12 protein-coding genes and 1 pseudogene are annotated in these 12,478 nt (G+C 60.8%); 2 read left to right on the top strand and 11 right to left on the bottom strand.

Annotation, left to right across the window (positions count from 1 at the left end; all coding sequences use genetic code 11):
* The first annotated feature begins 1 nt into the window (after window position 1).
* A complete protein-coding gene (locus BI364_RS18235) occupies window positions 2-775 on the top strand; it encodes a glycosyltransferase family protein (RefSeq protein WP_197495873.1) in 774 nt (257 codons plus the stop codon).
* A gap of 59 nt (window positions 776-834) precedes the next feature.
* Window positions 835-1,224, top strand: coding sequence for a hypothetical protein (locus tag BI364_RS18230; RefSeq protein ID WP_197495871.1), 390 nt, complete (start codon window positions 835-837; stop codon window positions 1,222-1,224).
* A 10-nt stretch (window positions 1,225-1,234) separates the two neighbouring features.
* Here the strand turns inward: BI364_RS18230 and BI364_RS04690 are convergent, their stop codons facing one another.
* The 11 genes and pseudogenes from BI364_RS04690 to mutL all read right to left on the bottom strand — a co-directional run.
* Complete coding sequence (locus tag BI364_RS04690) at window positions 1,235-2,980, bottom strand: sugar phosphorylase (protein WP_070077764.1); 1,746 nt, start codon at window positions 2,978-2,980, stop codon at window positions 1,235-1,237.
* 107 nt (window positions 2,981-3,087) lie between these two features.
* Window positions 3,088-4,392 carry an adenylosuccinate synthase gene (locus tag BI364_RS04685; RefSeq protein WP_070077763.1) on the bottom strand — a complete coding sequence of 435 codons (1,305 nt, stop codon included), beginning with the start codon at window positions 4,390-4,392 and terminating at the stop codon, window positions 3,088-3,090.
* On the bottom strand, window positions 4,392-5,579 hold the full coding sequence (locus BI364_RS04680) for an ATP phosphoribosyltransferase regulatory subunit (protein ID WP_070077762.1): 1,188 nt from the start codon (window positions 5,577-5,579) through the stop codon (window positions 4,392-4,394). Before BI364_RS04680 ends, BI364_RS04685 begins: the two co-directional genes overlap by 1 nt.
* 42 nt (window positions 5,580-5,621) lie before the next feature.
* On the bottom strand, window positions 5,622-5,810 hold the full coding sequence (locus tag BI364_RS04675; RefSeq protein WP_070077761.1) for a DUF2065 domain-containing protein: 189 nt from the start codon (window positions 5,808-5,810) through the stop codon (window positions 5,622-5,624).
* A 102-nt stretch (window positions 5,811-5,912) separates the two neighbouring features.
* Window positions 5,913-6,785, bottom strand: coding sequence for a protease modulator HflC (gene hflC / locus BI364_RS04670; RefSeq protein ID WP_070077760.1), 873 nt, complete (start codon window positions 6,783-6,785; stop codon window positions 5,913-5,915).
* 2 nt (window positions 6,786-6,787) lie between these two features.
* Window positions 6,788-7,921: an FtsH protease activity modulator HflK gene (gene hflK, locus BI364_RS04665; protein ID WP_070077759.1), complete on the bottom strand. Its 1,134-nt coding sequence runs from the start codon at window positions 7,919-7,921 to the stop codon at window positions 6,788-6,790.
* A gap of 98 nt (window positions 7,922-8,019) precedes the next feature.
* Window positions 8,020-9,306 (bottom strand): ribosome rescue GTPase HflX, encoded by a 1,287-nt coding sequence (gene hflX, locus BI364_RS04660; protein WP_070077758.1) that lies wholly within the window; start codon window positions 9,304-9,306, stop codon window positions 8,020-8,022.
* Window positions 9,307-9,323: 17 nt separating this feature from the next.
* Window positions 9,324-9,572, bottom strand: coding sequence for an RNA chaperone Hfq (gene hfq / locus BI364_RS04655; protein ID WP_070077757.1), 249 nt, complete (start codon window positions 9,570-9,572; stop codon window positions 9,324-9,326).
* Between the two features lie 105 nt (window positions 9,573-9,677).
* Window positions 9,678-10,586, bottom strand: a complete 909-nt coding sequence (gene miaA / locus BI364_RS04650; RefSeq protein ID WP_070079893.1) for a tRNA (adenosine(37)-N6)-dimethylallyltransferase MiaA — start codon at window positions 10,584-10,586, stop codon at window positions 9,678-9,680.
* A 51-nt stretch (window positions 10,587-10,637) separates the two neighbouring features.
* Window positions 10,638-11,507 (bottom strand): DNA mismatch repair MutL family protein, encoded by an 870-nt coding sequence (locus BI364_RS18585; protein WP_407639347.1) that lies wholly within the window; start codon window positions 11,505-11,507, stop codon window positions 10,638-10,640.
* Window positions 11,508-11,513: 6 nt separating this feature from the next.
* Window positions 11,514-12,454, bottom strand: a pseudogene (gene mutL, locus BI364_RS18580) (DNA mismatch repair endonuclease MutL); the annotation flags it as partial.
* Between the last annotated feature and the right edge of the window lie 24 nt (window positions 12,455-12,478).

Genomic DNA, 12,478 nt, shown 5'->3' with positions numbered 1-12,478 from the left:
CATGGCGGACTTTCACCAGGGCGGCACCATCGCCACACTGCACGACCTCGGCACCCGTAGCCTGGAGGATTTGGAGCGCACGCTGTGCGGCTATAACGAAAAGCGCCCGCTGGCACTGCTGATTCCCGCACTCTACTCCGAGCTGGAGGGACCGGCGCTGTCGAACATCGTCGATCACATCGCAAAAATCCCTTATCTGTCTGCAGTCGTGATTGGCCTGGATCAAGCGGATGAGTCCCAGTTCCATGCGGCCAAGACATTTTTTTCCCGCCTGCCGCAGCCACTGCACCTGCTCTGGAACGATGGTCCTCGACTGCGTGCCATTCACGAACACCTCGATGCCGCCGGTCTCGCGCCGAATCAGCCGGGCAAGGGTCGCAACGTCTGGTACTGTCTCGGCTATATTGCAGCCACCGGGATCGCCGAAGCGGTCGCGGTACACGATGCGGACATTCTCACCTACGACCGCGCCCTGCCCGCGCGTCTGCTATACCCCGTTGCCGTCCCCGATTTCGGCTTTCGCTTCTGCAAGGGCTATTACCCGCGCGTCGCCGACAACCGCCTTGGCGGTCGCGTCTCTCGGCTGTTTTTCACGCCGCTGATTCGCAGCCTCGCCCAGATTCTCGGGCCCACTAACTATCTCGATTTCCTCGACGGCTTCCGCTACCCCCTGTCAGGCGAGTTCGCGCTGCATACGGACGAGATCCCACGCCTGCGCATCCCCCGGATTGGGGGCTGGAAGTCGGCCTGCTATCCGAAATCTATCGCAATCTGAACAGCCGCCAAGTCTGCCAGGTAGACATCGCGGCACGCTACGATCACAAGCATCAGCCGATGTCCGAAGACAACGCCATGACAGGGCTCGCGCGTATGAGTCGCGAGATCGCGGTTTCCGTATTCCGCAAGCTCGCCACCGAGGGTGTGGTGCTGGCGCCCGAGACCTTCCGCACACTCAAGGCGGCCTATCTACGGACGGCACTCGACCTCGTCCAGCGTTATCAGGCTGACGCGGAACTCAATGGGCTGGAATTCAATTTTCACGCGGAGGAGGCTGCCGTCGAAACCTTTACCCGCGCCGTGATCGAGGCTGGGGACACCTTTCTGGCCAGTCCGTTCGAACCGCCCTATATTCCCAGCTGGAGCCGGGTCACCAGCGCCTACCCCGACATACCGGCAGCACTGGCTAAGGCCGTAGCCGAGGACAATGGACACGTCGGCGCGTAATCCGGCCGACTCAGACCGCCTTGAGCCAAAGCGCGGCATAGGCTGGCAACCGAATGAGCCCTCGCGGACAAGCGATACGCCGGTTGCCGATCACGTCTACCAGACTCTGGCGCCCTTCACCGCCACACAGCGGCGCCACATCGGCCTCACGCGTCTCGGGCGTGAAGTTGAAGAGGCATAGGACAGGTACGGCCTGACTGCCCGGCTCGGCACGCGGCGTGCGCAGCACCGCAAATATGCCATCCTCGGTATCGAGCACCCGCTGTCCCGCCTCGGGGTGAAAGGCACGATGGGCGCGCCGCAACGTCAGCCGTCGCACGATCTCGTTCAGACAGCGTATCTGGACCGACCCTTCGCGCGCCAGCAGCGCGTTAAGCTCGCCGTAATCCCAGCGCCGACGGTTGATCGCCCGGGTCTGGCCGCTGCGCTCGACACCGAGCAAATCGCTTTCGGTAGCGATCAACGACTGCACGTACAGCGCCGGCACGCCCTGCAACGACAGCGCCACGGTCTGGGCGAGCAGGAATCGCGCAAGCTGCGCGGCCTCGCCATCGTCGCCGCCCAGCGCCGTGAAATAGCTGATGTTGAGTTCGTAGGGCGCGTCGCGTCCGTCCGGCAGTCGACGCATCGACACGTAGCCTCCGCGCTCACGCATCCGTCGCAGCAGCGCATCGCGGTCAGCCTCGGACACCAGACCTTCCAACGGGCGCAATCCGACCCCATCGTGCGAAGCCGTAAAATTCACATAACCGCCGCCGACGGGCGGCGGCGGCAGTTCGGCGGCCCAGGTCTGTAGTGCGGCGGTGCGCCCGAGCGTCAATGCATACAGCAACAAAGGCGCCAGACTGAACTGGTAAATCAAATGTGCCTCATTACCCTCACCGAAATAACTCAGGTTTTCCACCTGCGGGACATTGGTTTCGGTGAGCAGCAGCGTGCCCGGCACCGCCGCATCGACAATCAAGCGCAGGCATTTCACCACCGCATGCGTCTCGGGCAGATTGATGCACGGCGTACCCAGGGTTTTCCATAGATAGGCCACTGCATCCAGACGTACCACCCGCGCGCCACGCCGGATGTAGGTCAACAGAATTCGGACGTATTCCAACAGCACCGCCGGGTTCGCAAAATCGAGATCGACCTGATCCGCACTGAAGGTGGTCCACACCCAGCGCGATCCCTGATCGCGCACCTCGACGGGCGTCAATAACGGGCTATTGCGCGGGCGTGTGACCAGGGCCAGGCGCGGATCGGCCGGATCGGCCTCGACGAAATAGTCGCGCCCCGGTGCCTCGCCGCGGATATAGTCCTGGAACCAAAGATGACTGCGTGAGCAGTGATTCAGCACCAGATCCAGCGTCAGCCCGTACTGCTCGCCGATCTTGGCCACGTCTTCCCAGCCGCCAAGCTCCGGGCTGACTTCGAGGTAATTGACCACGGAAAAACCGTCGTCGGAGCTATAGGGAAAGATCGGCAGCAGATGAACCAAGCTGATCGCATCGCCGACATGCGTCTTCAAAAAACGTAACAAGGTGCCGAGAGGCGGTTCGCCCGGCGCGCTGAAGGTATTGCCATAGGTAATCAGCAGGGCATCGCGCTCAGACAACGCGGGCCAGGTTCGGGTCTTCGCCGAGGGGATTTCATCTTCTGCCAGCAACCCTTCGAGCGCCGTGAGCGTGTCCTGGGCTGCTTCGCACCCATATAGTGCGCTCAGTAGCTCGGTTGCCCGGTCTTTGACGTCTCTCGACAGTGACATGGAATCCTCCGGCGTGCGTTGACCCTGCAGAAGACCTAGCAGGATGCTTGCCAGCGCATATCGAGAGGCAGCCGCCGGACCCGCGCATACGGGCCCGGCGTGGTGTGTTAGCCGGCGTTTGCCTTGAGGGGATTGCGCAACACGATGTTTTGCTCGCGATCTGGGCCAGTCGAAATCAGATCGATCGGGATGCCCGCCAGCGCCTGGATTCGTTCAAGATAGGTTTTGGCGGCCTGGGGTAGCGCTTCATAACGGGTGATACCGACTGTGTTGGACTGCCAGCCGGGCAATTCCTCATAAATCGGCCGACAGGTGGCCAGTGATTCTGCCCCGCTTGGCGGCAGCTCGTAACGCTCGCCGTCGCAATCGTAGCCCACGCAGATGCGCAACGATTCCAAGCCATCAAGCACATCGAGCTTGGTCATACACAAACCGGAAATGCTGTTGATCTGGATGGCGCGTCGTAACGCCACCGCATCGAACCAACCGCAGCGCCGCGCACGGCCAGTGGTGGCACCGAATTCATGTCCGCGACGCGCCAAATGCTCGCCCATTTCGTCCATTAACTCGGTCGGAAAGGGCCCTGCGCCGACGCGCGTGGTGTAGGCCTTGGTGATGCCCAGTACGTAATCCAGGGACAACGGCCCGACGCCGGTGCCGGTACTCGCGCCACCCGCCGTCGTGTTGGACGAGGTCACGAAGGGATAGGTGCCATGGTCGATATCGAGCAACGTGCCCTGCGCGCCCTCAAAGAGCACACTGCGCCCCTCGGCACGCAACTCGGATAGGCGCAACGAAACATCAATCACCAATGGGCGGATGATTTCCGCTTGTGCCAGACAATCATCCAGGATGCGCTGGAAATCCAGCACATCGGTCTTGAAGTAGTGCTTGAGCACGAAGTTATGGTAATCGAGCACCTCACCCAGCTTGGCGGCCAGCCGCTCGCGATGGAACAGATCGCTGACGCGCAATCCACGCCTCGCAACCTTGTCCTCATAGGCAGGCCCGATGCCTCGGCCGGTGGTGCCGATGGCCGCACTGCCTCGAGCCTGTTCGCGCGCGAGATCGAGCGAGACGTGATAAGGCAGGATCAGCTGGGCAGCATCGGAGATGCGCAGACGCTCGGCCACCGGCACGCCGCGTGCGGACAGCATCGCCATTTCCTCCAGCAATGCGGTAGGCGACAGCACCACCCCATTACCGATCAAACACTCGACGCCCTCGCGCAGGATGCCCGATGGAATCAGGTGCAGTACCGTTTTCTCGCCATCGATAACCAGGGTATGCCCTGCGTTATGCCCTCCCTGGAAGCGCGCGACAGCCGCCACTTCATCGGTCAATAGGTCGACGATCTTACCCTTGCCCTCGTCACCCCACTGACTCCCCAATACAACGACGAACTTGCCCATTAATTCACTTCCGTCAGCAGCCATTGATCGCCATGGCGAACCAGTATCTGGTCGCAGCCCATGGCCCTTGCATCGCCCTGTTGCCCACACAGCGCGCGAATGACGATGCGACCTTCGTCGCGCAACCGTCGTATTTCATCGTCCAGTGCGGCATTTCCTTCCGCCGGCGCATAAATGCGCGCTGTAGCTGCTATGTCTTCCCGCGCACCGGCTTCGAGCAGACCCTCAAGGTCGGCGCTGAATCCGGTGGCTGGACGAGCCCGGCCGAAGGCCTTGCCGATACCGTCATAGCGTCCGCCGCGCGCCAACTCCTGCCCACGCCCAGGAACGTAGGCGGCATAAACCAACCCCGAATGATAGTGATAACCACGCAATTCGCCCAGATCGAAACACAGCTCTACATCGGGCGCTTCATGGCGAATGGCCGCCGCTACATCATCGAGATAATCCAATGCGGCGTCGATACGCGCATCCACGCCGGCGAAACGTTCGCGCGCCTGCAGCAACACCTCCGCACCGCCATTAAGGTTAGCCAAGTCCAGAAAACGCCTGCGATGGATCTCGCCCAAACCGCTCGCCGCAAGTTGCTCGCTCATTTCGGCGACGGCCTTGCGTTGCAGAAGTTCAAACAACTCCGTCTCGATTTCCGGCTCCAGGCGTGCGGCCTCCACCAGACACCGGAAGATATCGATATGCCCAAGATCGACATGCACACGGCCAATGCCGCAAGCCTTCAATGTGGCCAGCATCAGTCGGATGATCTCGACGTCACTGTCGATACCGGCATGCCCATAAAGCTCGGCGCCCACCTGCAGCGGGCTGCGTGTTCCGCCCAGCCCCTGCGGACGCGTCCGTAGCACACGCGCCATGTAACACAGACGCACGGGTACTTCGCGATGCAGACGGTGCGCATCGATACGCGCGACCTGTGGCGTAATGTCCGCACGCACGCCCATCAGTCGGCCATTAAGCTGATCGGTCAACTTGAAGGTTTCGAGATCCAATTCACGTCCTGCACCGGTTAGCAGGGATTCCAGGTATTCAATGAGAGGAGGAATGACCAGTTCGTAGCCCCACACGCGGTACATATCCAACAGCTCGCGGCGCACGCGCTCAAGCTGGGCCGCCGCCGGCGGTAGGGTTTCTTCGATGCCCTCCGGCAACAGCCAGTATGCGGGGTCATTCATACCACGTCCTCGTACAACCGTTTCCGACGCCGAGTTGCCAACTCAGCGGTGAAAGAGATAGATGATTAACAGGCCGGAAAGCATACTGGAGAGGCCAATGATGCGCAGCACACGATTGGGCAATTGCACCAGTTGCAGGAGGGTACGCCTCAACCCATTGGGGCTGATGAACGGGAAAATACCCTCGAGCACAAAGACCAGGCCCAGGGCCACTAGCAAGTGAGTCCACATGTCCTGGCCTTTTAAACGGTGGGATTGTCGGCAGAGCAGCGGTGCGCGACCGCGCACCGCTGCTCTGCCTTGGCATGCAACCTTGTCGTCACGACCCTATGCCTATCGTTTGCCGATGCCTTCAGCCTGATTGAAGAAGCGGAAAAACTGAGAATCAGGCTCCAGAACAAGCACATTGTCCTTGCTATTGAAGCTTTGACGATAGGCCTGCAGGCTTCGGTAGAAGGCGTAGAAATTTGGATTCTGATCATAGGCCTTGGCATAGATCTCGGCGGCTGTGGCATCGCCCTGGCCGCGCAGCATCTGCGCCTGTCGGTAGGCATTGGCCAAAATCACTGAGTGTTCGCGGTCGGCATTGGCGCGAATGCGTTCAGCCGCTTCCTTACCGCGCGCCCGGAAATCGGCGGCGACACGAGCACGCTCGGCTTCCATACGTTTGTACACGGAATTGGCCACTTCGGCCGGCAGGTCGATGCTGACGATGCGCACGTCCTGCACCTCGATACCGAGTTGCTTGGCCGATTTTGTGGCCTCGGTATTCAGCGTATTCATGATCTCGCTGCGCTCACCGGACACCGCTTCCTGAATGGTGCGTTTACCGAATTCGCTGCGCAGTCCATCCTTCATGATCTGCGAGAGGCGCGTCAGCGCACGCTGCTCGTCACCTCGCGTTGAGCGGTAATATTGGCCGAGATTGGCGATGCGCCACTTCACGAAGAAGTCGACCATCACGTTCTTCTTCTCGCTGGTGAGGAAGCGCTCCGGCTGGGAATTGAGCGTCAACAGACGCGCATCGAACTTGCGTACCGTTTCGATCAACGGCCATTTGAAATGCAGACCCGGCTTGATGTCGGTTTGCTTGATCTCGCCGAGCTTGAACAGCATGGCGCGTTGATCCTGCTGCACGGTATAGGCCGACATGTAGACCAGCAGGGCCGCCACGACGACCACAATCCCAAAAATGCGTACCTTCATTGTCAATGGACCTCCCGGTTACGCAGATCACGCCGCTGACGTTCCGCCTGCATGGGGCCGGCATCTGCAGCTGCTGCACTCGAGGCCACCGCTGCAGGATCCTGAGCCGTGCTGCTCGTGCCCTTGGGCAGATTATTGAGCGGCAAGTACAGGATGTTTTTACCCTTGCTGTCGATCAACACCTTGGAGCTGTTTTCAAGCACCGATTGCATGGTGTCGAGGTACAGGCGTTCTCGCGTAACCTTCGGCGCCTTTTCGTATTCCTTGAGCAATTGGTCGAAGCGTGAGGCATCACCCTGCGCGCGTGCGACCACACGTTGCTTGTAGGCCTGCGCCTCTTCCTGTTCGCGTGCTGCCTGACCACGTGCTTGCGGGATCACGGTATTCGCGTAGCCATCGGCCTCATTGCGATATCGCACCTCGTCCTCACGCGCCTTGATGGCATCAGCAAAGGCACTCTGCACCTGCTCTGGCGGCTGCGCATCCTGCAGATTCACCTTGATGACCTCCAAGCCGATCTTGTAGCCATCGAGGGTATGTTGCATCAGCGCCTGAGTTCGCAACGCGATATCCGCGCGGCCTTCGCCCACCACATAATCCATCTTGCTCTTGCCCACGATCTCGCGGATCGCGCTGACCAGCACGTCGCGCAAGGTTTGATTGGGGTCGCGAACGTTGAACAGATATTCCTCGGCATTCTTGACGCGATATTGCGCCGACACATCGACATCGACGATGTTTTCGTCTTGGGTCAACATGACCGCCTTGCTCTGCTCGCTGCGGTTCTGGTCGATATCGACCACATGTACCTGCTCGATGGGATAGGGCAAGTGCCAATGCGGCCCCGGCAGACTGGTTTCGGTGAAGGCGCCAAAGCGCAGCACGACCCCGCGCTCGCCCGGACCCACAATGTAAAATCCAGAGGCAAGCCAAGCTACGAGCGCCACCACGACAGCCAGCAGAATGGCAGGCGTGGGACTGCCACCGCCACTGCCACCAGTGCGCAGTTTGTCGATTAGTCGTCGCAGCCATTTTTCAAGATCCAACGGATTGGAAGAGCCTCCCCCGCTCCGTCGCCCGTTTCCCCAAGGGTCCTGATTGCCCGAATTGTTCTTACCTGGCTCGTTCCAGGGCATTGATCACTCCAGATTGGATGGTCGAATGTCTCATGCGTTGCGACGGAACGGCGCCGGTCGGCCCGCGTGCGGCCGAAGCGACGCATTGTAAGACCCCCTCATAGGGGTCGCAAGCGTAGTACCTCTGGATTTCCGGTTTCGCTGACCCAAGCATCATAGCGCCTACGCGGCAACCGTACCTCAAGATCGCTGCCACCGGCATCGTCCACGCGCTCATCCAGCACGGCACCTAGACCGAACAACCGAGCACGCTGACGGCCGGCCGACGCCGGGAGATGCACCCAGCCATGCACAACCTCCGGCATGAAATATTCTCGCAGGGCTGCCAATAATTCCTCAATACCCGCTCCCGTCTGCGCCGACACCCAGGCCTTCACCGGTCGCCCTTCGGCGTCACGGTCGATGCGCGGGGTCACGTCCAGGCGGTCAATCTTATTGAAGACACGCAGCATCGGCACCTCATCCGCACCGATCTCGGCGAGCACCTGATCGACGTCGCTCTCCGTACGGTTGTGCTCCGGGTTACTCGCATCGATGACATGCAACAACAAATCCGCCTCCCGCGTTTCCTGGAGTGTGGCATGAAATGCGGCCACCAGCTCGTGCGGCAGTTCGCGCACGAAACCAACCGTATCGGCCAACACCAAGGCACTGACCGCATCAAGCTCGACCCGGCGCAAGGTCGGATCCAGTGTTGCAAACAACTGATCGGCAGCGTAAACCCCGGCCTGGCTGAGCCGGTTGAACAGGGTTGATTTGCCAGCATTGGTATAGCCCACCAGCGCGACAGCCGGTAGCTCGGCCTTCTTGCGCGCCTGACGCCCCTGCTGTCGCTGCCGCCGAACCTTATCCAGGCGCCGGAGAATTTGCTTGATCCGATCGCCCAACAAGCGGCGATCAGTTTCCAACTGGGTTTCACCCGGACCACGCAGGCCGATGCCGCCCTTCTGGCGCTCAAGATGAGTCCAGCCCCGCACCAAGCGGGTCGATAGATGGTTGAGTTGCGCCAGTTCGACCTGGAGCTTGCCTTCGTGCGAGCGGGCCCGCTGGGCGAAGATATCGAGAATCAACCCGGTACGATCAAGGACGCGGGCCTTGAATTTGGCCTCGAGATTGCGCTCCTGGCTCGGGCTGAGTACACGGCTGAATATGACCAGTTCCGCGTCGTCAGCAATCACGGCATCGGCGATCTCGTCGGCCTTGCCCGTCCCGATAAAATATTTCGGGTCTGGGCTATGGCGCTTCACATCGATGACACGGGCAATCGTGGCGCCGGCGGAACGGGCGAGCTCGATGAACTCATCGCGCTCGCCCGGTTCGGCAAGGCCGGCAACATCCACCTGTACGAGGATCGCCGTCTCGCCACTACGTGGTCGTTCAAACAACGTGGATGTCGCTCCGCTTATTCGGCATCGCCTTCTTCATCGACGTCATCTATGGGCAACCGGACTGGACGCGAAGGCACAATGGTTGATATCGCGTGTTTGTAGACCATCTGGCTGACACTGTTTTTGAGCAAAACAACAAACTGGTCAAAGGACTCGATTTGTCCTTGCAGCTTGATACCGTTGACGAGAAAGATCGCGACCGGCACGCGTTCCTTACGCAACAGATTCAAAAACGGTTCCTGCAGGGTATGCCCTTTAGACATTAAACTGGCTCCTTATTGTTGGATACCGATGGCGCATGTCCACTCGGCCCTTCGGTGGATAATATTAGCACGCGGCATCGCCACACATGGCACGTTTGCCGAGGCTTAACTGCCTCCCTCGATAAACTGCGCGACCTGCGCGCTGAGCTTCGACAGCTCGACGGCCTCGGCGTTCACGCGTATTAATGCGTGATCGCCGCGCAGCCAGGTCATTTGTCGCTTGGCCAATTGCCGTGTCGCCACAACAGCCTTTTCGATCATCGTCTGCCGATCCCATTCGCCTGCCAGATAACACCAAATCTGGCGATAGCCGACGGCGCGCATCGAAGGCAGAGCCGGGTTCAGATCGCCCCTGTGATATAGGTCCGCTACTTCATTTATCAAGCCTTCGACCAACATCTTTTCGAAACGTTGACGAATGCGCCGATGAAGACTCTCCCGATCATCAGGCACCAAACCAAGGCGTAACAACCGGTATGGCAAGCCGGCAACACCGCCAGACTGTTGCGAAGACAAAGGCCGCCCAGTCAACCGGATGACCTCCAGCGCCCGCTGCAAACGCTGCGGATCGTTGCGGTGGATACGGTCGGCAGCGGCGGGATCGAGGCGCACCAACTCCTCGTGCAGGGCTTCCCAACCCCGCTCCGCGGCCTCTGCCGCGATCCGCGCACGCATCTCGGGGTCGGCTGCCGGCAATACAGACAAACCCGATTCCAGCGCCCGGAAATACAATAGTGTTCCGCCGGTCAGCAACGGTATCCGACCCGCCGCAGTTATCTGCGCCATCTCGCGCAAGGCATCCGCACGGAAGCGCGCCGCGGAATAGACTTCAAGCGGGTCGAGTATATCGATCAGGCGATGCGGCGCCTCGGCCAGCAACTCACGGGAGGGCTTGGCGGTACCGATGTCCATGCCACGATAGATCAGTGCCGAATCGACACTGACGATCTCTACGGGGAAGCGACGCACCAACTCCAGCGCGAGATCCGTCTTGCCGCTCGCCGTCGGCCCCATCAACAGGATGGCCGGCGGCAGATCGGCGGCTGCTTGCGCGCCAGACACGAATCAACGCCCGCGCAGGAACAGGCGATCGAGTTCGCCCAAGCTCATCTGCACCCAGGTTGGCCGCCCGTGGTTGCACTGATCGCTGCGCTCGGTGCGCTCCATGTCGCGCAGCAAACTGTTCATTTCGTCCAGCGTCAAACGCCGATTGGCGCGCACCGACCCGTGGCAAGCCATGGTAGACAACACCTCATTGACTTCCGCCTCCACGCGCAGGCTGTCGCCGTATTCGACGACATCTCCGAGCACATCGCGCAACAGCTGAGCAACGTCAGCACCAGCCAGCAGTGCGGGCACGGCACGCACACGCAGCGACTCCGGGCCAAGCCGGTCGATCTCCAGCCCGAGTCGGGCCAGCAAATCTCGGACAGATTCGGCCGCATCCGCTTCTCGACGGCTCACGGCAACCGTCGCCGGCAACAGTAGCGGCTGACGCCGCACCCCCTCGATACCGTAGGCGGTCTTGAGTCGTTCGTAGGTAATGCGTTCGTGAGCGGCATGCATGTCGACCAGCACCAGGCCATTGGCGTTTTCCGCCAGGACATAGACACCGCCGAGCTGTGCCAGGGCGAATCCCAGCGGCGGCACGTCGCCGGCCACTTCCGGTTTCCCGCTCGGTGCAGCAGCATAAAGGCGCCCGAAGGCGGCCAACTGCTCTCCCACCCCGCCGACAGCCCCCACCCCGCCCGATCGGTACGAGTGACCGGCTGGCGTGGGTACGCCCAAGTCGAATCCAGGACCGGGACGCAATGGTGATTGCGACATCTCCGGACTCAGGTACGTCTCCCTCACCGGCGAAGCAGGGAGGACGCCTTCCGCGGCACGACGCCCGGCAATCGCTTCCTTGAGGCTGTGGTGCAAGTAATCATGCACCAAACGCGAATCGCGAAAACGCACCTCCGCCTTGGCGGGATGGGCATTGACATCGACCCCGGCCGGATCCATATCCAGAAACAACACATAGGCCGGATGGCGACCGTGGAACAGCACATCCTGGTAAGCCAAACGGACGGCGTGCGATACCAATTTATCGCGCACCATGCGCCCGTTGACGTAGAAATACTGCAGATCGGCCTGTCCGCGCGAAAAGGTCGGCGCACCCAGCCAGCCCCACAGACGCATCCCGGCACCTTCATGTTCAATCAGATTCGATTGCGCCAGAAAGGCCTCGCTACATACCGAAGCCACGCGTTGCGCCTGGGCTTCAGCCTCTTCCGCCTTACGCAACTCGAACTGCGTCTTCCCGTTATGGCTCATACGCACGGCCACATCAAAGCGGCTTAGCGCGATACGGCGCACCACCTCCTCGATATGCTGATACTCCGTGCGCTCGGTACGTAGGAACTTGCGGCGCGCCGGCACATTGAAGAACAGGTCACGCACCTCGACGGTCGTGCCCTGCGGGTGCGCCGCGGGCTCGGGGCGGTGAACTGCTCCCGACCGTCGCCGCGCAGACGCCAGCCAGCCGATTCGCCCGCCGTGCAGGAGGTCAGCGTCAGGCGAGACACCGAGGCGATACTCGGCAGCGCTTCTCCTCGAAAACCCAGGCTGCGCACCTGTTCCAGGTCGTCCAGTGAAGCGATTTTGCTAGTTGCATGGCGCGACAACGCCAATGCCATCTCATCTCGGGGAATCCCGCAGCCATTGTCGCGGATGCGCATCAGGCGCTGCCCACCCTGCTCGATATCAAGCTCGATCCGATCAGCGCCGGCATCGAGGCTGTTCTCCAGCAATTCCTTGATCACGGACGCAGGACGATCAACCACCTCGCCGGCGGCGATCTGATTGATGAGTTGCGGCGGCAATCGGCGGATGGACATCGGCATTGGCGGTAGGGCGTTCGA

The sequence above is a fragment of the Acidihalobacter yilgarnensis genome, assembly GCF_001753245.1.
GTDB classification, from domain to species: domain Bacteria; phylum Pseudomonadota; class Gammaproteobacteria; order DSM-5130; family Acidihalobacteraceae; genus Acidihalobacter; species Acidihalobacter yilgarnensis.
The sequence above is the reverse complement of the archived record's forward strand: the minus strand, read 5'-3'. Positions and strand labels throughout refer to the sequence as shown.

Coding starts and splice junctions, on each gene's coding strand:
- BI364_RS18235 (WP_197495873.1), top strand. CDS start 2: ATGGCGGACTTTCACCAGGGCGGCACCATCGCCACACTGCACGACCTC.
- BI364_RS18230 (WP_197495871.1), top strand. CDS start 835: ATGTCCGAAGACAACGCCATGACAGGGCTCGCGCGTATGAGTCGCGAG.
- BI364_RS04690 (WP_070077764.1), bottom strand. CDS start 2,980: ATGTCACTGTCGAGAGACGTCAAAGACCGGGCAACCGAGCTACTGAGC.
- BI364_RS04685 (WP_070077763.1), bottom strand. CDS start 4,392: ATGGGCAAGTTCGTCGTTGTATTGGGGAGTCAGTGGGGTGACGAGGGC.
- BI364_RS04680 (WP_070077762.1), bottom strand. CDS start 5,579: ATGAATGACCCCGCATACTGGCTGTTGCCGGAGGGCATCGAAGAAACC.
- BI364_RS04675 (WP_070077761.1), bottom strand. CDS start 5,810: ATGTGGACTCACTTGCTAGTGGCCCTGGGCCTGGTCTTTGTGCTCGAG.
- hflC (WP_070077760.1), bottom strand. CDS start 6,785: ATGAAGGTACGCATTTTTGGGATTGTGGTCGTCGTGGCGGCCCTGCTG.
- hflK (WP_070077759.1), bottom strand. CDS start 7,921: ATGCCCTGGAACGAGCCAGGTAAGAACAATTCGGGCAATCAGGACCCT.
- hfq (WP_070077757.1), bottom strand. CDS start 9,572: ATGTCTAAAGGGCATACCCTGCAGGAACCGTTTTTGAATCTGTTGCGT.
- miaA (WP_070079893.1), bottom strand. CDS start 10,586: ATGGGGCCGACGGCGAGCGGCAAGACGGATCTCGCGCTGGAGTTGGTG.